This window comes from Marinobacter flavimaris, from assembly GCF_045057155.1.
GTDB lineage: Bacteria > Pseudomonadota > Gammaproteobacteria > Pseudomonadales > Oleiphilaceae > Marinobacter > Marinobacter manganoxydans.
Genome location: NZ_CP171359.1, coordinates 505,350 through 527,651, shown reverse-complemented (window position 1 = coordinate 527,651; position 22,302 = coordinate 505,350). Strand labels below are relative to the sequence as shown.

Below are 22,302 nucleotides of genomic sequence, written 5' to 3'. Positions count from 1 at the left end.
ATGGACTGGATTTCACCGCGATCTCTCAAGAGGCTCGGGATGCTCAATATGAACCGGAGAAATGTCGACTACATTTCCCGGTACAATGAGCGCTCGTCGTACCCTCTGGTGGACAACAAGCTGAAGACCAAGCTGGTGGTTGCTGAATACGGGGTAAAAACGCCCAAGCTGCTTCAGATTGTCCGCCAACAGCATGAAATATCCCACTTCCGGGAGATGGCTGAAGACCTTGAAGGCTTTGCGATAAAACCGGCGAAGGGGTCGGGCGGCAAAGGCATTACGGTGATCACCGGGCGCGATGGTGATGATTACATCAAGGCTTCAGGTTCCCGTGTCGATTCTCCTTTCCTTGAGCGTCACTTGACCAATATTCTGGCCGGTCTCTACTCTCTTGCAGGCACTCCGGACGTTGCGATTGTCGAGAACCTGGTGGAATCCGCTCCTTCACTGGCAAAGTATTCGCATCAGGGTGTGCCCGACATCCGTATTGTGGTGTTCCAGGGTTACCCAGTGATGGCCATGCTGAGACTGGCTACAACCGCATCGGACGGTAAAGCCAATCTGCATCAGGGAGCTGTAGGCGTCGGTCTTGATATCGGGTCTGGTCGAAGTCTGAACGCAGTTCAGTTCAACCGTCCCATTACACTTCACCCGGATACCGGTCTTGCTCTGGAAAACATCCAGATTGAAGCCTGGGACGAGATGCTGGAAATGGCCTCTCGTTGCTACGAAGCTACCGGACTCGGCTACATGGGGGTTGATCTGGTGGTCGACGCCAACGAAGGGCCGTTACTACTGGAGCTGAACGCACGCCCCGGACTCGCCATTCAGATGGCAAACGGTCGGGGGCTGCTGCCCCGCCTGCGAGCCATCGAAGCGCTGAAACGCCCGCACTTCACACCACTGGAGCGTTCCCGTTTCGCCATGGACACGTTCGCCAGTTTCTGAGTGCTTCCAGACATAAAAAAACCGGGGCCAAGGCCCCGGTTTTTTATTTTCACAGCGCTCTTAGGTGAGCTCGCCCCTGGCAATCAGGAGTTGCCGCTCGTGACTGAGGCCTTTCAGAAGCCCCCACGTCATGATCAGCAGAACCACCGTAAAGGGCAGGCCAGCACTGATTGCTGTCGCCTGAATCGCGCCAAGTGCATCTTCACCGCCCCCAAAGATCAAGGCCGCAGCAATGGCACCCTCAGCAACTACCCAGAACACACGCTGAGCGGTCGGAGCGTCGGTCTTGCCGCCGGCTGTGATGCTGTCGATAACCAGCGAGCCGGAATCCGAAGATGTTACGAAGAACACCAGCACCAGAATAATGCCCACGAATGACAGGATCCCGGTCAGCGGCAGATTCGCAAACATCTGGAAGGTTGCAAGAGAAACTTCAGTCAAGCCGTTCTCTGCCAGCTCACCAACACCCTGCTGGATCTGTTCGATAGCAGCGCCACCGAAAGCACTCATCCAGACAACCGTGATAACGGTCGGAACAATCAGCACTGCAGTCACAAATTCACGAACGGTACGTCCCTTGGAAACACGGGCAATAAACATACCTACGAACGGTGACCAGGAAATCCACCAGGCCCAGTAGAACACAGTCCAGCCCTGGAACCAGGCTTCATCTTCACGACCAAACGGGTTACTGAGCTGCACAGCGTTACCAACATAGTTGGAAGAGGTAACCCACAGGGTCTCCAGAATGGTCATGGTTGGACCGGCGAAGATAACGAACAACAGCAAGACGGCGGCTACGCCCATGTTGATGTTACTCAGGACCTTCACCCCTCCGTCGAGGCCCCTGAGCACTGAGATCAGCGCCAGTGCTGTAACCCCGACAATGATCGCCATCTGGACATTGATTCCAGCGCCGATGCCAAACAGGTAATTGAGGCCGGAAGCTGCCTGCTGCGCACCAAAACCGAGGGAGGTCGCAAGACCAAAGATGGTGGCTACAACCGCCAGAACATCGATAATGTGGCCAGGCCAGCCCCACACTTTATCTCTCAGCAGAGGGAAGAAAGCAGAGCGGATGGTCAGCGGCATGTTTTTGTTAAACGCAAAAAATGCCAGGGAGAGCGCTACGATTGCATAGATGCCCCAGGGGTGCAGACCCCAGTGGTACATAGTCGCGCCCATCGCAAGATTGCGGGCTTCATTCGTACCCGCCTCTACGTTCAGTGGTGTCTCATACCATCCTGTGTAGTAAGCCACCGGCTCGGCAACGGCCCAGAACATGAGACCAATACCCATGCCAGCCGCGAAAAGCATGCAGAACCACGAAATTGTGGAGAACTCAGGTTTGCAATCCTGGCCGCCTATACGGATCTTGCCCATTGGCAGGAAGATCAACGCCAGGCACACAACCACGAAAATATTGGCACTGATCAGGAAAAACCAGTCAAACGTCGCGATAATGTCCCACTTTGTTCCATCGAGAAGCTCCTTCGCTTCCCCTGGGAACATCAGGGTCCCTATCACGAACGCAACAACCAGTATTGCCGTAATCGGAAATACCGGTGCGTGAAGATCCAGCCCGAACGGTGTGATATTGTCCTGGCCGGCCACGTAGTCCGTCGAATATTCGTCTTTGACTACCTTGCCCACGTTTTGGAGCCTCCTGAGTTGATAATTCGTTTATTCAGAATCGGAGTTCAAACATTACAAGCGCGTTATCATAATGTTTTGAGTTCAAAACATCAAAACTACAATTATTGCCGCCGCCTTGATATTTATCATAGACCATGATCGACAACGGACCAGCCAAAGTCCGGACCAATCGCGGCAGAACTCCGCTTCGTAGGACTAAACTCTTCTTTATCCGGTGAGCGGGTCGAGCCGGTTTTGTGAGACAACCAGAGGATCCCATGGAAAAAACCAAGACCTTTCCGCTTCGCTATTCGGCCTACGCGCTCAGCATCATCGGCTTTATCGTCTCTTTTGGACTGGTCATGTTCGCAGGCGTAAGCTTGGCGTTTCCGCTGATCTTTGGTGCCTTCGCAGCCCTTGGCACCTACGACCTGCTGCAAAGACGGCACACGGTCAGCCGGAATTACCCGATCATGGCCAACTTCCGGTACCTGCTCGAATCCGTCGGGCCAGAAATCCGCCAGTATTTTATCCAGTCAGACACCGAGGAGCGCCCCTTCTCTCGGGAGCAACGCACGATCGTTTATCAGCGAGCCAAGAATGTCCTCGACAAACGCCCTTTTGGCTCCCAACTCGGAATGTATGACGAGGGATTCGAGTGGATGAACCATTCACTCGCTCCCACCCGCCTCGACAGCAGTGACTTCCGGATTCTGATCGGCAGGAACTGTGATAAACCCTACAACGCCAGTGTGTTCAATATTTCCGCAATGAGCTTTGGCTCGCTTTCCGCCAACGCCATCCTGAGCCTGAATACCGGTGCCAGAATGGGCGGTTTCTATCATGACACCGGAGAAGGCTCCATCTCCCGATACCACCGACAGCCAGGTGGCGATCTGGCCTGGGAGATCGGCTCAGGGTACTTCGGCTGTCGCCACAAAGACGGTTCGTTCAACGAAGATATGTTTCGGCAGAACGCCACGATTGAACAGGTCAAAATGATAGAACTCAAACTATCTCAGGGTGCGAAACCGGGCCACGGCGGAATTTTGCCGGGTGCCAAGGTGACTCCCGAGATCGCCGAAGCCCGGGGCGTTTCGGTGGGTGAGGACTGCGTTTCTCCCGCCAGTCATTCGGCGTTCTCAACCCCCATCGAGATGCTTGAGTTCATCGACCGCCTGCGTGAACTGTCTGGCGGCAAGCCCGTCGGCTTCAAGCTTGCCATTGGCCACCCCTGGGAGTGGTTCGCCATCGTCAAAGCCATGCTGGAAACCGGTCGAAAACCTGATTTCATTGTCGTCGACGGAGGTGAAGGCGGCACAGGAGCCGCTCCACTGGAGTTTATCAACCGCCTTGGCATGCCAATGACTGAGGCACTTCTGCTGGTTCACAACACACTGGTCGGCACCCATTTGCGGGAAGACATCGCCATTGGCGCAGCGGGCAAGATCACCTCGGCCTTCAACATAGCCCGAACCCTGGCCCTTGGTGCGGACTGGTGCAACGCGGCCCGTGGCTACATGTTCTCCCTGGGCTGCATACAGGCGCTCAGTTGCCACACAGGGCGCTGCCCGAGCGGCGTGGCCACCCAGGACCCCAGGCGCGGCAACAAGCTCGACGTGGAGCTCAAGAGCCAGCGGGTGTACAACTACCATAAGAATACTCTGGACGCGCTGCAAAACCTGCTTGAGGCTTCCGGGCTCAAGCATCCATCCGAGCTTGGTCCGGAACACGTTGTCCGGCGGGTGTCTAAAACCGAAGTTCACTCTTACATGGACCTTTTCCCGTTCCTTGAACCGGGGGCCCTGCTGGAGGGAAAAACAGACCTGACTGTGTTCGATAAGTACTGGGAATCAGCCCGGGCGGACACCTTCGAACCACCGGAATTCATCCTCAAACTTCGGGAGACCAAGCTACGCTAAAAATTGCGATCAAAATCGCCGTCGGATGTTTATTTTTTCCATGGGCTCGTGTAGACTTCGCTCCCGCTAAGCCACTGAGAATACTCTCAAGTTTCGATGTGGCAAAGAGCGAATCGGGGCGTAGCGCAGCTTGGTAGCGCACTTGCATGGGGTGCAAGGGGTCGTAGGTTCAAATCCTACCGTCCCGACCAGATTCCGACAAAAAGCCCGGGCCGAAAGGTCCGGGCTTTTTGTTATAGGCACTTACTCGGCAAACGAACCCGTAAATTCAATTTTGCCGCGCGCGAGACGCAACCTGCCCTTTCGCTCAAGCTCTTTGAGCAGCCTGCTTATCACCTCTCTCGCTGTGCCGAGCTCAATGGCAAGCTCCTGGTGGGTGATGGTGATTGCGCGGTGCCCGGCTCTTGCCTCAAGCCAGTGAAGAAGTCGTTCGTCCATTCGCCTGAACGCAACCTCCTCCACCAGCAGCATCAGATCGTTCAGGCGGCGACCGTAAGACTCCATTATGCCCAGCCGGAAATCGGCGGACTGGTCCATGAGCCGATCGAACAACCCCCTGGGCACCATCAACACTTTGGCATCCTCCTCAACCACGGCCTCTGCGCGAAAGCCGTCACCGGTCATCAGGCACCCGATCGAGAGCGTGCAAATGTCATCCGCGCCCATCCGGTACAGGACGATGCTATTCCCCGACAGCCCTGTCATCTGAACCTTTACACTGCCATGGAGCACCAGTGGAAGGCCCTGACACGGATCTCCCGCTCTAAAAAGCACCTTTCCATGCTCAAATTGAATCGCCTGCAGTCCGTTCAGAGCGTCCCGCCGAAGGGATTCCGGCAATGTTTCAAGAATGCTGTGTTGCAACGTCAGTTTTTCCATAGTTAACGAGACTAGCTTATCCAGTGCTTTTCCTTGTGTGACTTTATCACTGAACAGCCCGGGAGCAGGCGTTAGAGTGGCCTTACTGCCTCAAATCAACCAAGGAGAATGGATCATGAGCATCAATATGGGATCTGCGGACCGTATCATACGCGCCATTGTCGGCATTGTACTTCTGGCGCTCGTATTTGTGGGCCCACAAACCGCCTGGGGCTGGATTGGCATCGTTCCTCTGGCCACTGCCGCAGTGGGCAACTGCCCCGCCTATTCAATTCTGGGCATCAAGACCTGCAAGAAGCAATAAACCTGCAGGCATAAAAAAACCGGGGCAGCTTCTCGCTATCCCGTTTTTTCTTCAAAGCTTCGGAAGCATTATTTGACCGGCGCGTTGAGAACCTCGAGCACCTCTTCCAGCTCTGTAATCATCTGCCGGATCAGCTGCTTGTACTGGGAGGTATCGTCTTTCACCTCGTGACTGCTCAGCTTCTGCTTCGCGCCACCGATAGTGTAGCCCTGGTCATAGAGAAGGCTACGAATCTGGCGGATGGTAATAACGTCCGCCCGTTGATAGTACCGACGGTTGCCCCGACGCTTTACCGGCGACAGCTGCGGAAACTCCTGCTCCCAATACCGCAGGACGTGTGCTTTCACAGCACACAGCTCCGCTACTTCACCAATGGTGAAATAACGCTTCCCCGGAATGGTGGGAAGTTCGTTGTTATGACTGGGTTCCAGCATACGCTTCTACTTTTTGCTTTAGTTTTTGTCCCGGGCGAAACGTAACGACACGCCGTGCACTGATCGGAATCTCTTCACCGGTTTTCGGGTTCCGTCCCGGCCGCTGCTTCTTGTCCCGCAGATCGAAGTTACCGAAACCCGACAGCTTCACCTGCTCGTTGTGGCTGAGAGCGCCTCTGATCTCATCGAAAAAAGCTTCTACCATTTCCTTGGCTTCGCGTTTGTTCAGGCCCAATTCCTCGTACAACCGCTCCGCCATTTCCGCTTTCGTCAAAGCCGCCATCTCTCAACTCCTCAGTGTTGCCCCCAGCTCTTCTTTCAATGCGTCGATCACACCGTTGAAGAGCGAATGCACTTCATCCTCGTTCAATGTACGTTCGGGGTGCTGCCAGAACAGACTCAGAGCCAGGCTTCGGTTACCCTCACCCAGACTCTCGCCCTCATAGACATCGAACGCACGCAACGCTGTCAGCTGCTCGCCGGCATGCTTTCTCGCTACACGCTCCACATCGGCGAACGCTACCTCGCTTCCGATAATAATAGCCAAATCCCGACGAACTTCCGGGAATTTTGAAATTTCTTTGAAATTAGGCACATATCCGGTAACGATTGAATTCAAGAATAGCTCAAACATCAGGATCGTGCCATTAAGTTCAAGATTTTTCTGAACTTGTGGATGCAGAGTCCCCAGCCAGCCCACGTGCTCGCCGTCGCGCATGAGTTCTGCAGTCTGTCCCGGGTGCAGCGCAGGATGCTGGCTGCCAACAAAATGGATCTCAATGCCCAGCAGACTGAACAGACTCTCCAAATCCCCTTTTACATCAAAGAAATCCGCGGTTCTGCGACCGTTTGCCCAGTTTTCAGGATACTGGCTGCCAACCACCACACCGGCCAACATCGGTTGTTGATCAATCCGCTCGCCCTCCTGGAGGAAGCGCAGACCGGTTTCGAACAGACGTATGCGCGGCTGCTGGCGATTCTGGTTATGGGCCACGGTTTTCAACAAGCCACTCCAGAGGCTGGTACGCATCACCGACAGATCCGAAGAAATCGGATTGGCCAGCGCGATGCCCTGACGATCGGGGTCCACCAGTTGCTGAACCTTAGGATCGACAAAGCTGTAGGTCACCGCCTCCTGGTACCCATGATCCACAAAGAAGTTGCGGATGGCCGATACCGGGCGAACAGCTTCCTGCTCCGGGCGCAGACCGAGTGAGCCCGTAGGCTCGGTTACAGGCAGATTGTTGTAGCCATAAATTCGACCGACTTCCTCGATCAGGTCTTCTTCAATAGAGATGTCCGGGCGGAAGCTGGGCACACTGACACGCCAGCCGTCTTTCAGGAGCTTTTCCACCCGCAGGCCGAGCCTGGTCAGGATCTCCTCGACGGTGGTGCGATCAATTTCCATACCCAGAACATCGTTAAGCCGGCGGGATCGCAGGTCGACAACCCGATCCTCGGGAATATCCTCATCGCTGGCAACTTCGACGATTTCGCCAGGCTCACCACCAACGATGTCCATCAGCAACCGGGTGGCCCGCTCCATCGCATCCCGCGCCAACTTGTAGTCAACACCTCGCTCGAACCGGTGCGATGCGTCAGTTTGCAAACCATAGTGACGAGCCTTGCCCGCCAGCGTAATCGGATCGAAGTAAGCGGATTCCAGCACCAGGTCCCGCGTTTTCGGACTGACTCCGGAATGCTCACCGCCCATGACACCGGCAATGGCAATCGGCTTCTCATGATCCGCGATCACCAGCGTTCCCTGGGTGAGCTCGACCTCCTGACCATCCAGCAGAACGAGCTTTTCACCAATTCGCGCCATGCGGACAACGATCCCGCCCTGGATTTCGTCACGATCGAAGGCGTGCATGGGCTGGCCTAGTTCCAGCATGACGTAGTTGGTGACATCCACGGCGGCATCAATGGAGCGAATACCTGAACGGCGAAGCTTTTCCTGCATCCACAGGGGCGATTCCGCCTGCAGGTTCACATTGCGCAGAATACGGCCAAGGTACCGCGGGCAGCCTGCCGGCGCCTCCACCCGGATATCAGGCACTTCAGAGTGCACCGATTCCACGGGCTCGATTGCCGGGCTGTTGACCAGCATGCTGTTCAGAACACCCACTTCACGGGCGATACCCTTGATAGACAGGCAATCGGCGCGATTCGGAGTCAGATCCACATCAATGGTGACATCGTTCAGCTTCAGGTAATCGGCCACGTCCTGCCCCACCGGTGCGTCCGCCGGGAGCTCCATCAGGCCATCGTGATTATCGGAGAGCCCAAGCTCTGACTCGGAACAAAGCATGCCCTCAGAAGGCTGACCGCGAAGCTTGGCCTTCTTGATTTTGAAATCACCGGGCAGAACCGCCCCCACCACGGCAAAAGGAACCTTCATACCTTCACGGACATTGGGAGCGCCACAGACCACCTGAACCTCGGAGGCACCATCACTGACCTGGCAAACCCGCAGCTTGTCTGCATCAGGATGTGGCCCTACTGACTGAACTTCTCCAACGACCACGCCGCTGAATTGACCGGCCACCGGCTCGAAACCGTCCACTTCCAGACCTGCCATGGTGATCTGGTCCATTAATTCCTGGGTATCGATTTGCGGGTTAACCCACTCGCGCAGCCACTGTTCACTGAATTTCATGGTTATTGCCTTGTCCTGATGCGGTTATGCCTGTTTGATTGGATGCCGTGATCTTGCCGGTTAACGGAACTGGCGCAGGAAGCGCAGATCATTTTCGAAAAACATACGCAGATCGTTCACGCCGTAGCGAAGCATGGCCAGGCGCTCTACCCCCAGACCGAATGCGAAGCCACGGTATTCCTCGGCATCGATTCCGCAATATTCAAACACCTTGGGATGCACCATTCCGCAACCCATGACTTCAAGCCACTTGATGCTGCCATCGGCTTCCCGACCCCATTCAATGTCCACTTCTGCGGAGGGCTCCGTAAACGGGAAATAGGAGGGCCGAAAGCGGACCTGAAGGTCCCGCTCAAAGAACACTCGCAGGAATTCTTCAACAGTACTTTTGAGATCCGCGAAGCTGACATTTTTCTCGACCAGCAACCCCTCCACCTGGTGGAACATGGGGGTGTGCGTCATATCCGAATCACAGCGGTAAACCCGGCCCGGGCAGATCATCCGGAATGGTGGCTTGCCCGCTTCCATGGTTCGAATCTGTACCGGCGAAGTGTGAGTTCGCAGCAGGGTGCCCGGGTTAAAATAGAACGTATCGTGCATCGCGCGAGCAGGGTGATGGCCAGGGATGTTGAGGGCCTCGAAGTTGTGGTAATCGTCTTCGATCTCGGGCCCCTGCTCGACGGTATAGCCGGCCCGGGCGAAGAAATGCTCGATCCGCTGGAGGGTGCGGGTAACCGGGTGCAATCCACCCAGGTCCTGACCACGGCCAGGCAGAGTCACATCAATGGATTCACTGGCAAGTTTCTGCTCGATGGCGGCACGTTCAAGATCGCTTCGCCGGGCATTGATGGCTTCTTCGACCTGCCCCTTGGCTTCATTGATTTTCTGGCCGGCGGCAGGGCGCTCCTCAGCAGAAAGCTTGCCCAGAGTTTTCGCCTGCTGGGTAATCACACCCTTCTTGCCAAGATACTCAACACGAATTTGATCAAGTGCCTGCAGGCTGTCGGCGCTATCAACTGCTGCCAGCCCGTCCTGAACCAGTTGCTCCAGGTTTTCCATTGACCCTGCTCCAAACCAGAAATGGAAGTGCTTAAAAACGTAACTTCAAAAACAAAAATAGGGGAAGAGCGTGCCCTTCCCCTATCAGGAGGCGCCGTCATGAAATCATGAGACGCCCATATCGATCAGCAATCGATGAAAGAGCTAAGCGATCACAGGGACGCTTTGGCCTTCTCAACAACAGCGGCAAACGCCTGCTGCTCGTTCATGGCCAGATCGGCCAGAACCTTACGATCGATTTCAACGTTAGCCTTTTTCAGACCAGCGATCAGACGGCTGTAAGACAGACCGTTAGCGCGGGCACCAGCATTGATACGGGCAATCCACAGAGCGCGGAAAGCACGCTTGCGGTTACGACGGTCACGGTAGGCGTACTGACCGGCCTTGATAACCGCTTGCTTGGCTACACGGAATACCCGGCTACGAGCGCCGTAGTAACCTTTGGCCTGATTGAGAATCTTTTTGTGACGACGGCGTGCGACCACACCACGTTTTACACGAGCCATACTTTAATCCTTCTACCTGTACTTTCTAAGGAATGATACTCGCGGCTGGATCAGCACGCGGTCATACGCTTGATAGATGCAACATCCGACTTGGCGATGAGCTTGGTGCCGCGCAGCTGACGCTTACGCTTCGGGCTCTTCTTGGTCAGGATGTGACTGGTGAAGGACTGCTTGTGCTTGAAGCCGGTGGCGGTTTTCTTGAACCGCTTGGTGGCTCCGCTTTTGGTTTTCATCTTAGGCATTTTTTAAAACTCCGCATTCTATTTTTAAATAAACAATAATGTGCCCCTGAACGACAAATCCCCCGCATGCGCGGGGGACAAGCACCCGATCAGGTTCACTTCTTCTTGCGGGGCGCCACAACCATGGTCATCTGCCGGCCTTCCATTTTCGGCCGCATCTCTACCTGGGCAAGCTCTTCAATATCTGCTTCTATGCGCTGCATGAGCTGCATACCAATTTCCTGGTGTGCCATCTCACGGCCACGGAAGCGGATAGTGATTTTGCCGCGGTCCCCGTTTTCAAGGAAACGTACCAGGTTGCGTAGTTTGACCTGATAATCCCCCTCTTCAGTTCCGGGACGGAACTTAAGCTCTTTGACCTGCGTCTGCTTCTGCTTTTTCTTCGCAGCCGCCTTGGCTTTCTTCTCGTCGAAGATTTTCTTGCCGTAGTCCATTATCTTACAGACGATCGGATCGGAATCCGTAACCTGGACCAGGTCAAGAGATGCCTCTTCTGCTTGCTTGAGAGCATCCTCTATTGGTACTACACCGACCTGATTGCCTTCTGCGTCAATCAGTCGGACTTCGGTTGCGTCAATATTCTCATTGATAGGCGCCTTTGGTGTGCGCCCACCCCGATTCGCTCGCTGTTTAATAATCAGATCTCCGTCTTTGTTTTGCCCTTGCGTTCAACATCTTCACTTAAGAATTGCTCAAACGCTTCAAGCGATAAAGTTCCCAAATCTTCGCCCTTGCGGGTTCTCACCGCAACGGCGTTGTTGTCGACTTCTTTGTCACCGACAACGACAAGGTAGGGAACCTTGTTAAGAGTATGCTCGCGGATTTTAAAGCCGATCTTCTCGTTTCTCAAGTCAGCATTAACCCTATAGCCCAAAGAATCCCACTTTTTCGCCAGATTCTGACAATAATCACGCTGATTATCGGTGATATTGAGGATAGCCACCTGAGTCGGCGCCAGCCAGGTCGGGAATGCACCTTCGTATTCCTCGATCAGGATACCAATAAAACGTTCAAAGGATCCCAATACCGCCCTGTGCAGCATGACCGGGGTCTTCCGCTCGGAATTATCGGCAACATACTGCGCACCCAGACGACCCGGCATCGAGAAGTCCACCTGAATAGTGCCACACTGCCATACCCGTCCGATACAGTCTCTCAGCGAGAACTCGATTTTGGGTCCGTAGAAGGCGCCTTCGCCTGGCAGCAATTCCCAGTCTACCCCTTCGCGATTCAACGCTTCTTCCAGGGCGGCTTCCGCCTTGTCCCAGACCTCATCGGAGCCAACCCGTTTTTCCGGACGGGTTGAGAGCTTGTACAGGATTTCGGTAAACCCGAAGTCTGTGTAGATCTCGTGCAGCATTTCAATAAATGCCGAGACTTCCTGCTGAATAGAATCTTCTTCGCAGAAAATGTGGGCATCGTCCTGGGTAAAGCCCCGAACACGCATCAGTCCATGCAGCGCCCCGGAGGCCTCGTTCCGGTGGCAGGAGCCGAATTCCGCCAGTCTCAGGGGCAGATCCTTGTAGCTTTTCAGACCCTGGTTGAACACCTGCACGTGGCAGGGACAGTTCATGGGCTTGATGGCGTAGTCGTGCTTCTCCGACTCGGTGGTGAACATGTCGTCCTTGAACTTGTCCCAGTGCCCTGACTTCTCCCACAGGGTCCGTGACACCACCTGTGGTGTCTTGATCTCCTTGTAGCCATGCTCCTGCTGCTTGCGGCGCATGTATTGCTCAACTTCCTGATACAGCGACCAGCCATCCGGGTGCCAGAAAACCATGCCCGGTGCTTCTTCCTGCATATGGAACAAGCCAAGCTTCTTGCCGACCTTCCGGTGATCCCGCTTCTCGGCCTCTTCCAGACGGTGCAAATAGGCTTTGAGATCTTTCTTGTTACCCCAGGCGGTTCCGTACACGCGCTGAAGCTGCTCATTGCTGGTGTCGCCACGCCAATACGCGCCGGCCACCTTGGTCAGTTTGAAGGCCTTCAGCTTGCCGGTGCTGGGAACGTGGGGACCGCGGCACAGGTCGATAAAATCGCCCTGGCTGTAAAATGAAAGGTCCTCATCGCCGGGAATGTCCTGAATGATACGGACCTTGTATTCTTCGCCCATATCCTCAAAGAGCTTGATCGCCTCATCGCGGGACATGATGGAGCGAGAAACCGGCAAGTCCTGTTTGGAGAGCTCTTCCATCCGCTTCTCGATCCGCGCCAGATCCTCATTGGTGAACGGGCGGTCGTACTTGAAGTCGTAGTAGAAGCCATTGTCGATAACCGGGCCAATGGTGACCTGGGCTCCTGGAAACAGTTCCTGGACAGCCATGGCCATCAAGTGCGCCGTAGAATGGCGAATGATATCAACGCCGTCTTCATCACGCTCGGTGACGATTGCCAGCTCGGCATCGTTTTCGATGCGATAACTGGTGTCCACGAGCTGGCCATCCACCTTTCCGGCAAGGGCGGCTTTGGCAAGGCCAGCGCCGATATCGGCGGCGACATCATGAACGGTTACGGGTTCGGCAAAACTGCGATGGCTACCATCGGGCAGGGTTACGACGGGCATGAAAGGCTCCTGTTGGTTACTCAGCGGTGATCTATACCAGAGACCACATGGTGACGGCACGGCGCGATACAAACCGCGGGCCGCTTCGAGGCGAAGTCTAACAGAAAAAAACCCGGCAGGTTAATGCCGGGTTTGCACGGACAGGTGTGGCGTCAGGCTGGCTGGCCGGCGGCTTCCTCCCTGGCCCGCCGACGCAACTGACCAAACGCCAGAAGGCCGAGTAACACCAGAGCAGGAATGAACATCAGCTCTTTTGGCGGCCGTTCCAGGTCAACCTGCACGGCATCGATGGTCCAGCCAAACTGGATGCCAGCATCCTCCGCCGGGCTACCGAAACCAACGAAGTCTACCGCCATCTTTTCGCCATCCGGGCTGAGTTCAAGGCCGGCGTCCATCAGACGTTGCTCGGGCGTGTCGCCAGCGGGAATCTCAAGCCGCACATAGGTGGTCACCTCGTCGCCGTCAATCGTCATCCCGGAAGCCTTCAGGACAATCGGTTTGTCTGCTGGCACATCCTCAACATACTCCATGATCTCGGCGCCGGGCCGATCTGCCGTGGGCGGGTAAACCATATCCCACCAGAAGCCGGGCCGGAACATGGTGAACGTAATCAGCAGCAATAACAGCGATTCCCACTTATAGCTCTTGGTAAACCAGAACCCCTGCGTGGCCGCGGAAAAGACCAGCATCGCAGTGACTGCACTGAAGATCGTAACCAGCAGGTCAAACCATCCGGTCAACCCAATGAGCAACAACTGGGTATTGAAAATAAACATGAACGGGAGGATCGCCGTACGGATGTCGTAGGTGAAGCCCTGGATACCCGTTCGTATGGGATCGGCGCCGGATATGGCAGCGGCGGCATAAGCCGCCAACCCCACGGGCGGCGTATCGTCCGCCAGAATGCCAAAGTAGAACACAAACAGATGCACCGCAATCAGCGGCACGATCAGCCCATTCTGGGCGCCCAGAGTGACGATTACCGGCGCCATCAGCGTGGACACAACGATGTAGTTGGCAGTGGTCGGCAAACCCATGCCGAGGATCAGGCTGATAATGGCCGTGAAGATCAGCATCAGCAGCAGGTTGCCGCCAGACAGGAACTCGACAAATTCGGTCATCACCAGGCCAATACCGGTCAGGGTAACCGTACCCACCACGATACCGGCGGTGGCAGTTGCCACGCCAATACCCACCATGTTTCGGGCACCGGTGGCGAGCGAATGCGCAAGATCAAACACGCCATCCTTGAACGCAGTGAGGAAGTTGCCGTGCTTGTAGAAAAAGGCCTTCAACGGTCGCTGTGTAACAACAATGAAAATCATGAACAGCGTGGCCCAGAACGCCGACAGCTGTGGCGAGAAACGCTCAACAGTAAGGCACCAGACCAGCACTACAACGGGCAGAAGAAAGTACAGCCCGGTCTTTACAGTTGGGCCAACCGGCGGCAATTCGCCCATGTCCTTATCCGGATCGTCTTCCTCGAGTTCCGGAAATCGGGTGGCATAGCCAACCAGGCCGATATAGATCAGCACCAGCAAAGGTGCCAACACCCACATCGCCGCTTCACCGAAAAGCGTTTTCGTCCAGCCGATCCCGTAATACACCACCAGGGTCAGCACACTCAGGCCGATGAGGATAACGACCCAATTCAGCATCCGCTGGGCAAGAGTCGGCTTGTTGAGACGCTCAATGCCCTGCATGTTCAGCTTGCAGGCCTCAAGGTGCACGATATAAATCAGTGCCACATAGGAAATCATCGCAGGGAGGATGGCGTGCTTGATGACCTCCAGGTAGGAGATACCCACATATTCGACCATCAGGAAAGCGGCCGCGCCCATGATGGGAGGTGTCAGCTGGCCGTTGGTTGATGCGGCCACTTCCACTGCGCCGGCCTTGGTAGCCGGAAAACCAACCCGCTTCATCAGCGGAATGGTGAACGTGCCGGTAGTGACGACGTTGGCAATAGACGAACCGGAAATAACGCCGCTTAAACCACTGGAAACCACCGCAGCTTTGGCGGGACCACCACGCATATGCCCCAACATGGCATAGGCGACTTTAATAAAGTAATTACCGGCGCCTGCTCTCTCAAGCAGCGCGCCAAACAACACGAACAGAAAGACGAAGCTCGTGGAAACCCCAAGTGCAACGCCAAACACGCCCTCAGTGCCCAACCACTGGTGCGACGCCAGCTTACTGAGGCTCACGCCTTTATGGGCAATCACATCCGGCATATAGGGGCCGGCAATCGAGTATGTGATGAAGACCGCAGCAACGATAGTCAGCGGGAGCCCGAGCGACCTACGCGTGGCTTCCAGCAAAAGCACGAGACCGATAAGCGCAACCCACAGATCCTGGGTGATCGGCGCGCCGGGCCGCGTTGAAAGCTCTTCGTAAAAAACGTAGAGGTATGAGGCGCAGAAAGCGGCAACAAGCGCCAGAATCCAGTCATAGATGGGGACGATATTTACATGCCGCCCCTTGATCATCGGGAAGGCAGAAAACGCCAGGAAAACGGCAAACGCAAGATGGATCGAGCGCGCTTCCGTGGAATTAAAGATTGCGAAATTGAAGATATAGGGCAGCGGTGACGCAATCCAGAGCTGAAACAACGACCACACCAGGGGAACGATAAAAAGAATAACCGCAGCATATCCGCTGGTCGCCCTGCCCCCGGTTTCAGTCTGCAGGATCTGGTCTACATTACTGCTACCACCAGCACCAGCTCCGTTAGCCGGATCGCTCGTCGCCATAAATTAGTCCCGTACGTAAAAATCAATCTCTGAAAGGGCGTCACAGCGGGCTTGAGCCCGCTGTGACGGAGTGCAGGCAGATCAGTCGATCAGACCAGCTTCTTTGTAGTACTTGGCAGCACCCGGGTGCAGAGGCGCACTCAGGGCATCAGAGACCATTTCTTCCTTGTTCAGGTTGGCAAATGCAGGATGCAGGCGCTTGAAGCTGTCGAAGTTCTCGAAAACAGCCTTCACAACCGCGTAAACAACGTCATCGGGCACATCAGTGGATGACACAAAGGTTGCCGCAACGCCGAAGGTGGTAACGTCATCGTCACTGCCACGATACATACCACCAGGGATGACTGCCTTACGATAGTACGGGTTTTCGTCGATCAGCTTCTGTGTGGCAGCGTTATCAACGTTAACCAGTACACTGTCACAGGAGGTGGTCGCTTCCTTGATTGCACCAGAGGGGTGGCCAACCGTGTAGAAGAAGGCATCAATGTTACCGTCACACAGGGCCTGGGACTGCTCCGCGGCCTTGATTTCGGCAGCCAGTGAGAACTTGTCCAGCGTCCAGCCCATCTCATCCATCAGGACTTCAGCAGTGGCGCGCTGCCCTGAACCGGGGTTGCCGACAGATACCCGCTTGCCTTCCAGGTCTTCAAAGGTTTTGATGCCTGAGCCCTTGCTGGCAACAACAGTGAACGGTTCCGGATGCAGAGAAAAGACCGCGCGGAGATCTTTGTTAGCACCATCATCCTTGAACTGGCTGGTGCCATTGTAGGCATGGTACTGCCAGTCGGACTGGGCAACTGCCAGATCGAGCTCGCCCTGGCGGATGGCATTCAGGTTGTAGACGGAACCACCGGTACTCTCCACAGAGCAGCGAATACCGTGCTCTTTACGGTCCATGTTCACCAGACGACAGATAGCACCGCCAGCCGGGTAATAAACGCCGGTTACACCGCCGGTGCCGATGGTCACGAAGCGCTGCTCCTGGGCGGAAACGGAGGTTGAAGCAGCGCCCAGGCTGACTGCGGCAGCGACAGCGAATGCGGAGGCTTTAAGTTTCAGTGTCATGTGAGTTCTTCCTTTTTTCTGTTCATTGTAATTCGGCGCCCGCTTCGGGAGCGGGCAAGACGTACGATCACCATAAAACATAGACCACTTCACACCATAAATAAAGTATGGATTAGCTCGCTAACCGGTTGACCAGACAACAAAAAAGCCCGCAAAGCGGGCTTTTTTGCAGGTCGGTGCGAATGTTATTTCGCAGCTCGAGCCTTGGCAAGCATCTGATCCGGCCGCAGCAGGAACCGGGCCAGGGCCGGCAACAGCCAGATGGCTCCAACCATGTTCCAGAGGAACATGAAGAACAGCAGGAAGCCCATGTCGGCCTGGAACTTGATTGGCGAGAATATCCAGGTGACAACACCCAGACCCAGAGTCACACCGGTAAACATAACCGCCTTACCAGTGGAGCGCAGGGTCTCGTAGTAAGCCTCCTGAAGCGTTTTGCCTTCAAGCAGGTATTTCTCCAGCTTGCTGTAGATATAAATGCCGTAGTCGACACCTATACCGACACCCAGGGCAATAACCGGCAGGGTCGCCACTTTGATACCAATGCCGGATACCGCCATGATTGCCTCACAGAGGATCGAAGTCAGTCCCAGAGGTATCACGATACACAGCACCGCACGGATCGAACGGAAGGTCGCGAAGCACAGCAAACTCACCACACTGTAAACGAGGATCAGCATCTTATCCTTGGCGCCGGAGATAACCTCGTTAGTAGCGGCCTCGACACCGGCGTTACCCGCCGCTAGCAGGAACCTGTGCTCATCAGTGCTGTTGTTCCCGGCAAACTGTTCGACGCGCTCAACGACGGTTTCCAGAGTTTCTGCCTTGTGGTCCTCAAGGAAGACCAGTACTGGCGTCAGGCTGCAATCAGTGTTGATCAACCCGGCAGGCGCCTCACGAATGGACGCATTGATAATGGTCTGGTTGCGGGAGATCTCATACCACTTCCAGTTGCCCTCGTTCAGAGCCTTGGTCACCATCTTGGAAACATCTGCAAGTGATACCGAAGACTGAACGCCCGGCGTGTTCTGAAGCTCCCACTGCAGAGTATCCATGGCCCGCAGCACATTATACTGCGTGCACTGCTCTTCCGGTGTTTTGACCATCACCACCAATACATCCGCACTGGTCGAGTAATTATTGATGATGTAGGCATTGTCCTTGTTGTAGCGGGAGTCCGCACGAAGCTCAGGCGCACCCTGATCCAGGTCGCCAATCTTCAGGTCCTGCTTGTAATAAAGACCAAGACCGAGACCAATTACAGCAATCAACAACGAAATTGGCGCAACGCCCGGATGGGAGAAGTAGGACAAAACACGCCATTTCCGATCCTGTTTTTCGCCGTGATTCTGCACGTGACGAATACCCCCTTTGGAGATACCGACATAGGACATAATCAATACATGCAAAACCAGGTTGGTGAAGATCACGAACGCCACACCAATACCTGCGGCAACAGCCAGGTCCCGGATAACGTCGATCTCGATAAAGAACAGGGTCAGGAAACCAAAGGCATCCGAAATCAGAGCCAGCATGCCCGGAATGTAAAGAGCACGGAAAGCCAGGCGCGCAGCGGTCACCGCATCAAAGCCCTTGGCAGCTTCAACCGCCATGGCATTCACAATCTGAACGCCGTGACTGATACCAATCGCAAACACCAGGAATGGCACCAGCACCGAATAAGGATCCAGCCCGTAGCCCAGCAGCCGAAGCGTACCCAACTGCAGGAACACTGCAATGATTGAGGTAAAGACAGGAACCAGGGTGCCGGCAATAGCCCGCGAGTACCAGAACAGAAGCAGCGTGGTCAGCAGAATGGTAATCCCTGCAAACCAGGCAATAGAACCAATCCCCTCAATCAGATCGCCGACCTTCTTGGCGAAACCGACTATATGAATCTTGATGTTCGGGTTCTGTTCTTCGTACTTTTCACGAATCTTTTCTTCAAGCTGACGGGAAAATTCGCCGTAGTCCAGAGCCTCACCGGTCTCCGGATTCTTCTCGTACAGCGGCGCGTAAACGATCGTTGATTGGAAGTTATCAGAGATCAGGCGCCCAACTTCGTTGGAACGAAGAACGTTCTGGCGAAGCTTCTCCAGACTGTCCCGGGAGCCGTCATAGCCGTCCGGTATGACAGTGCCACCCTGAAAACCCTGTTCGGTAACCTCAACCCAGCGGACATTCGACGTCCAGAGGGATTTGAGACCCGAACGATCCACGCCGTTGAGATAAAAAACCTCGTCGGTGATCTGCTTCAGGGTTTCCATGTACTCTTGGGTGAAAATATCGCCCTCTTCTACCTCGACGGCGATACGAACGAAGTTACCGAGGTTTTCAAGATCATCCCGGTGCTCAAGCATATTTACAATGTAGGGATGCTCAAGCGGAATCATTCGCTCGAAGCTGGCATCCGGCTGGATCTTGACGGCGTTATACCCCAGAAACAGCGTCAACACGGCGAAGACGACAAGAATGATTGGCCGATTATTGAAGATCAGCCTTTCGAGAAAGGGTTCGGCCTTGGGCGTGGTCAGATAGTGCTCGCCCTTGTCATGCTTAGGGTTGGACATTCAAAAGCCCCTCTATTATTCGTTCGGTTGTTGCCACATCAGGGCGTTATTGAAGGTTTCTTCCACGGGCGTCTGTGATTTTTACGCCACCTTCGCCGACAATCAGCAGGTCTGTTCCTGAGATAGGCACCGCGCTCATGACACCTTCACGATCACTTCTGAAATGCTCGCGGAAGGTTTCGGCGCCATTGGTGCTCATCAGTACCGCACCACTATTACCTACCAGGGTGATACGACCATCTTCCGAAACGACGCCGTCGTTGAGCGTAGCCCCAGCTGAATTGGGGACCATCCGCCAGCTTCTGCCGAGGTCTGAAGAGAACAGCATGTTGCCACGAAGGCCGAAGGCGAGCATCTCGTTCACCCGGCCTGTACCGATGACACCGAACAGGGAGCCTTCATAAGGCGCCTCACGGCGCTCAAAGGTCTCACCACCGTCTACAGAGACATGTATCTGACCGGCTTCACCAACGACCACCAGTGCACCACCCGTGATCCGGGTAATGCCATTGAGATGGAAGTTCTGCCGGTTATCAATTCTTGGCGCCCAGTCTTTCCAGGTCTCACCACCGTCCATGGTGCGCAGGAACATACCGTAAGCGCCTACCACAAAACCGCGGTTCTCGTTTTCAAACCAGACATCCAGCAGCGGGTTAACTGGACCAATGTCCATATCCGCCTGAATGTTCTCGAGGGCAAAGTAAAGGTCGTCCAGTGCCCACTCGAGATCCTCTTTCTCTTCTTCGGGCGCTTCTTCGATGCGCTCCTCCATGGCGGCAATCTGCTCTTCCCGGCTCTCAATGGCCAGTTCCATGGCGCGGATACCGTCAATCTGAAGGTCCCAGGTGGCCCCGGCGTCGCTGGTATGGAGGACAACGCCGCTGTGGCCCACGGCCCAGCCATGGCTGTCGGAGCCAAAATCGATCCCTGTCAGGGTCACAGAAACAGGTACCTCACCCTGAACCCAGGTTTTCCCCTCATCATCCGAGTAGATGATATGGCCGCGTTCTCCCACGGCCACAATGCGATCCCCAACCCGGGTCGCATCGGTGAGAAGATTTTCCGGGGCCAGATCCGTCGGCCGGGCCGGGGTTTCGATGATATCTGCAAGCGCAAACGCTGCAGGGGCAGACCAGACCATGGAAAGTCCAAGGCAGGCAGCGCCCAGAGTCTTGCACATCAACCTTTTAGCCATTCAGATTGCCTATTATGTTGTATTGAACTGTGTCTCTGACCGGCAAAGCCGGGAATAACTGTAAACATACCGGCAACCTTACGATTGCCGGTATGTCGGGTCGCCACTTCCTGTGGGCGGGGACGCATCCCTCGGCCAACAGTGCGTTAGCGAACACTCCTGCGGCGCAGGGAAGCCGGCGAGAAGTAACGCTTGTTCGGGACCTCATTGGTGAACACGCGGGTATTGGCCTCTTCTGTGTCCAAACCGAGTACATGATAACGACGGGCCTGAAGGTCATGATAGACGTCAAGAACCGTCCACACACCTGGAAGTTCATAATAATTTTTCGGCAGCCCCATCGTGACACGCCAGAGTTCGCCGCGACCGTCGTATTGATCCAGCAGAACCGTGTTCCAGCTGTCCTCGTCGATATAGAAGCGGCGCTTGCCATAGATATGGCGCTCACCGTCTTTCAGTGTGGCTTCTACCACGTGCACACGGTGAAGCTCCCAGCGGGTGAGGTCCGGATTCAGATGGGAGATACCGAGGATTTCCTCGTAAGGAAGACCTTTTTCCCCAATTCGGTAATTGTTGTAGGGGATGTAGATTTCCCGCTTGCCTTCGTAATTCCAGTTATAGCGATCCAGGGCCCCGTTGAAGATATCGGTATCATCTGCAGTCCGGAGGTTGTCAGCCGCTGCAATCGGGGAGTCGTACCCCAGGTTTGGCGCCCGACGTACCCGACGCTGACCGGCGTTGTAGCCCCAACCATTCCGGGGATTGATGATCTGATTCAGGGTCTCATGAATCAGAATGGCGCCACCGGCAAGGCGGGGTGGTGACTGGGTAAACGACAGGTAGTAGAAGATCACGTTATCCAGATCTTCTTCACCGCCTTCCGGGTTGTAGTAGTTGAAGAAGGCTTCCTGTTGAGAGGTAACCAGCGAGTAGTCACCGTTGGTCTGGACTGCCACCTCACTGGAGCGACGGGTTATATTCACGCCCCGCCAGCGGGTCAGGTGGTTCCAGACCGCCTGCCAGGCCTTCTGCTCGTCATTGCCGTGCAGGATCGGGAATGGGTAACCGCCAAAGGCTCCGTCCAGGCCTTCGCCCTGGCCAACAATCTCCGCGCTTACCGCGTTTTCACGGGTATTCTCAGCCACCCAATCAGGGACCGCATGGGTACGACGGGACTGGTAAACGGGCACACGGAATGTGGTCGGGTAGGTTTCGAGCATCGCCTTCACACCGTCAGTGAGGTACTCCTCATACTGATCCATGTTGGCAGGCGTAATGGTAAAAAGGACTTCATCATCCGGGAACGGATTAATGTGGTGCTGTCCGCTTCCCTCATAGCCGGGAGGCGGCTCTGTCAAGCCTCCGGTCCAGGCCGGAATGGTTCCGGCGCTGTTGCCGGCCTTGGGCGAGCCAAAGGGTGTCAACTCCTGGCCCAGACGGGCCGCTTCACTGGCGGAGACCGCCGCCCACGCAGGCGCTGATGCCACGGAGAAAGCCAGCAGGCCGCCGAGAATCGCATTTTTGTTATACATCATTGTGAAACCTTAAGTGCGTCTGGAAGCCTC

The 22,302-nt window shown here is 55.2% G+C and carries 18 protein-coding genes and 1 tRNA gene; 4 read left to right on the top strand and 15 right to left on the bottom strand.

Annotated elements, in window-relative coordinates:
- Window positions 1–948, top strand: a complete 948-nt coding sequence (locus ACGK9W_RS02635; protein ID WP_092031564.1) for an alpha-L-glutamate ligase-like protein — start codon at window positions 1–3, stop codon at window positions 946–948.
- Window positions 949–1,008: 60 nt separating this feature from the next.
- Here the strand turns inward: ACGK9W_RS02635 and ACGK9W_RS02630 are convergent, their stop codons facing one another.
- Window positions 1,009–2,601, bottom strand: coding sequence for a BCCT family transporter (locus ACGK9W_RS02630; RefSeq protein WP_053114815.1), 1,593 nt, complete (start codon window positions 2,599–2,601; stop codon window positions 1,009–1,011).
- Window positions 2,602–2,861: 260 nt separating this feature from the next.
- On the opposite strand from ACGK9W_RS02630, the gene ACGK9W_RS02625 reads away from it, so the two are divergent.
- On the top strand, window positions 2,862–4,505 hold the full coding sequence (locus ACGK9W_RS02625) for an FMN-binding glutamate synthase family protein (RefSeq protein WP_405418985.1): 1,644 nt from the start codon (window positions 2,862–2,864) through the stop codon (window positions 4,503–4,505).
- 114 nt (window positions 4,506–4,619) lie between these two features.
- Window positions 4,620–4,696, top strand: a tRNA-Pro gene (locus ACGK9W_RS02620).
- Between the two features lie 52 nt (window positions 4,697–4,748).
- Here the strand turns inward: ACGK9W_RS02620 and ACGK9W_RS02615 are convergent.
- Window positions 4,749–5,369, bottom strand: a complete 621-nt coding sequence (locus tag ACGK9W_RS02615) for a Crp/Fnr family transcriptional regulator (protein ID WP_227507738.1) — start codon at window positions 5,367–5,369, stop codon at window positions 4,749–4,751.
- A gap of 130 nt (window positions 5,370–5,499) precedes the next feature.
- On the opposite strand from ACGK9W_RS02615, the gene ACGK9W_RS02610 reads away from it, so the two are divergent.
- Window positions 5,500–5,688: a DUF2892 domain-containing protein gene (locus ACGK9W_RS02610; RefSeq protein ID WP_053114790.1), complete on the top strand. Its 189-nt coding sequence runs from the start codon at window positions 5,500–5,502 to the stop codon at window positions 5,686–5,688.
- Between the two features lie 68 nt (window positions 5,689–5,756).
- Here ACGK9W_RS02610 and ACGK9W_RS02605 read toward each other — a convergent pair whose 3' ends face one another.
- The 13 genes from ACGK9W_RS02605 to ACGK9W_RS02545 all read right to left on the bottom strand — a co-directional run bounded on the left by ACGK9W_RS02605 (window position 5,757) and on the right by ACGK9W_RS02545 (window position 22,269).
- Window positions 5,757–6,122: a MerR family transcriptional regulator gene (locus ACGK9W_RS02605; RefSeq protein WP_008170477.1), complete on the bottom strand. Its 366-nt coding sequence runs from the start codon at window positions 6,120–6,122 to the stop codon at window positions 5,757–5,759.
- Window positions 6,103–6,405, bottom strand: a complete 303-nt coding sequence (gene ihfA, locus ACGK9W_RS02600; RefSeq protein ID WP_007151838.1) for an integration host factor subunit alpha — start codon at window positions 6,403–6,405, stop codon at window positions 6,103–6,105. Before ihfA ends, ACGK9W_RS02605 begins: the two co-directional genes overlap by 20 nt.
- 3 nt (window positions 6,406–6,408) lie before the next feature.
- Entirely contained in the window at window positions 6,409–8,781 is a 2,373-nt protein-coding gene (pheT, locus tag ACGK9W_RS02595; protein ID WP_405418982.1) for a phenylalanine--tRNA ligase subunit beta, read from the bottom strand.
- A 60-nt stretch (window positions 8,782–8,841) separates the two neighbouring features.
- The gene (gene pheS / locus ACGK9W_RS02590) at window positions 8,842–9,840 is read right to left on the bottom strand and encodes a phenylalanine--tRNA ligase subunit alpha (RefSeq protein WP_008170484.1); all 999 of its coding nucleotides are present in this window, start codon (window positions 9,838–9,840) and stop codon (window positions 8,842–8,844) included.
- 152 nt (window positions 9,841–9,992) lie between these two features.
- Window positions 9,993–10,346: a 50S ribosomal protein L20 gene (rplT, locus tag ACGK9W_RS02585; RefSeq protein WP_008170485.1), complete on the bottom strand. Its 354-nt coding sequence runs from the start codon at window positions 10,344–10,346 to the stop codon at window positions 9,993–9,995.
- 50 nt (window positions 10,347–10,396) lie between these two features.
- Window positions 10,397–10,588, bottom strand: coding sequence for a 50S ribosomal protein L35 (gene rpmI, locus ACGK9W_RS02580; protein WP_007151842.1), 192 nt, complete (start codon window positions 10,586–10,588; stop codon window positions 10,397–10,399).
- A gap of 95 nt (window positions 10,589–10,683) precedes the next feature.
- Window positions 10,684–11,229: a translation initiation factor IF-3 gene (gene infC, locus ACGK9W_RS02575; protein WP_075267677.1), complete on the bottom strand. Its 546-nt coding sequence runs from the start codon at window positions 11,227–11,229 to the stop codon at window positions 10,684–10,686.
- Window positions 11,226–13,151: a threonine--tRNA ligase gene (thrS, locus tag ACGK9W_RS02570; RefSeq protein WP_405418978.1), complete on the bottom strand. Its 1,926-nt coding sequence runs from the start codon at window positions 13,149–13,151 to the stop codon at window positions 11,226–11,228. Before thrS ends, infC begins: the two co-directional genes overlap by 4 nt.
- A 152-nt stretch (window positions 13,152–13,303) precedes the next feature.
- Window positions 13,304–15,907, bottom strand: a complete 2,604-nt coding sequence (locus ACGK9W_RS02565) for a TRAP transporter permease (protein ID WP_008170492.1) — start codon at window positions 15,905–15,907, stop codon at window positions 13,304–13,306.
- 81 nt (window positions 15,908–15,988) lie between these two features.
- Window positions 15,989–16,972, bottom strand: coding sequence for a TAXI family TRAP transporter solute-binding subunit (locus ACGK9W_RS02560; protein WP_008170494.1), 984 nt, complete (start codon window positions 16,970–16,972; stop codon window positions 15,989–15,991).
- A gap of 185 nt (window positions 16,973–17,157) precedes the next feature.
- A complete protein-coding gene (locus ACGK9W_RS02555; RefSeq protein ID WP_008170496.1) occupies window positions 17,158–19,542 on the bottom strand; it encodes an RND family transporter in 2,385 nt (794 codons plus the stop codon).
- A gap of 46 nt (window positions 19,543–19,588) precedes the next feature.
- On the bottom strand, window positions 19,589–20,737 hold the full coding sequence (locus tag ACGK9W_RS02550; RefSeq protein WP_227497736.1) for a YCF48-related protein: 1,149 nt from the start codon (window positions 20,735–20,737) through the stop codon (window positions 19,589–19,591).
- A gap of 146 nt (window positions 20,738–20,883) precedes the next feature.
- Window positions 20,884–22,269 carry a DUF1329 domain-containing protein gene (locus ACGK9W_RS02545; protein ID WP_008170500.1) on the bottom strand — a complete coding sequence of 462 codons (1,386 nt, stop codon included), beginning with the start codon at window positions 22,267–22,269 and terminating at the stop codon, window positions 20,884–20,886.
- Window positions 22,270–22,302: the final 33 nt, after the last annotated feature.

What these genes read in the sequence shown, in the direction of transcription:
- ACGK9W_RS02635 (WP_092031564.1), top strand. Translation starts at nt 1, where the DNA reads ATGGACTGGATTTCACCGCGATCTCTCAAGAGGCTCGGGATGCTCAAT.
- ACGK9W_RS02625 (WP_405418985.1), top strand. Translation starts at nt 2,862, where the DNA reads ATGGAAAAAACCAAGACCTTTCCGCTTCGCTATTCGGCCTACGCGCTC.
- ACGK9W_RS02610 (WP_053114790.1), top strand. Translation starts at nt 5,500, where the DNA reads ATGAGCATCAATATGGGATCTGCGGACCGTATCATACGCGCCATTGTC.
- ACGK9W_RS02605 (WP_008170477.1), bottom strand. Translation starts at nt 6,122, where the DNA reads ATGCTGGAACCCAGTCATAACAACGAACTTCCCACCATTCCGGGGAAG.
- ihfA (WP_007151838.1), bottom strand. Translation starts at nt 6,405, where the DNA reads ATGGCGGCTTTGACGAAAGCGGAAATGGCGGAGCGGTTGTACGAGGAA.
- pheT (WP_405418982.1), bottom strand. Translation starts at nt 8,781, where the DNA reads ATGAAATTCAGTGAACAGTGGCTGCGCGAGTGGGTTAACCCGCAAATC.
- pheS (WP_008170484.1), bottom strand. Translation starts at nt 9,840, where the DNA reads ATGGAAAACCTGGAGCAACTGGTTCAGGACGGGCTGGCAGCAGTTGAT.
- rplT (WP_008170485.1), bottom strand. Translation starts at nt 10,346, where the DNA reads ATGGCTCGTGTAAAACGTGGTGTGGTCGCACGCCGTCGTCACAAAAAG.
- rpmI (WP_007151842.1), bottom strand. Translation starts at nt 10,588, where the DNA reads ATGCCTAAGATGAAAACCAAAAGCGGAGCCACCAAGCGGTTCAAGAAA.
- thrS (WP_405418978.1), bottom strand. Translation starts at nt 13,151, where the DNA reads ATGCCCGTCGTAACCCTGCCCGATGGTAGCCATCGCAGTTTTGCCGAA.
- ACGK9W_RS02565 (WP_008170492.1), bottom strand. Translation starts at nt 15,907, where the DNA reads ATGGCGACGAGCGATCCGGCTAACGGAGCTGGTGCTGGTGGTAGCAGT.
- ACGK9W_RS02560 (WP_008170494.1), bottom strand. Translation starts at nt 16,972, where the DNA reads ATGACACTGAAACTTAAAGCCTCCGCATTCGCTGTCGCTGCCGCAGTC.
- ACGK9W_RS02555 (WP_008170496.1), bottom strand. Translation starts at nt 19,542, where the DNA reads ATGTCCAACCCTAAGCATGACAAGGGCGAGCACTATCTGACCACGCCC.
- ACGK9W_RS02550 (WP_227497736.1), bottom strand. Translation starts at nt 20,737, where the DNA reads ATGGCTAAAAGGTTGATGTGCAAGACTCTGGGCGCTGCCTGCCTTGGA.
- ACGK9W_RS02545 (WP_008170500.1), bottom strand. Translation starts at nt 22,269, where the DNA reads ATGTATAACAAAAATGCGATTCTCGGCGGCCTGCTGGCTTTCTCCGTG.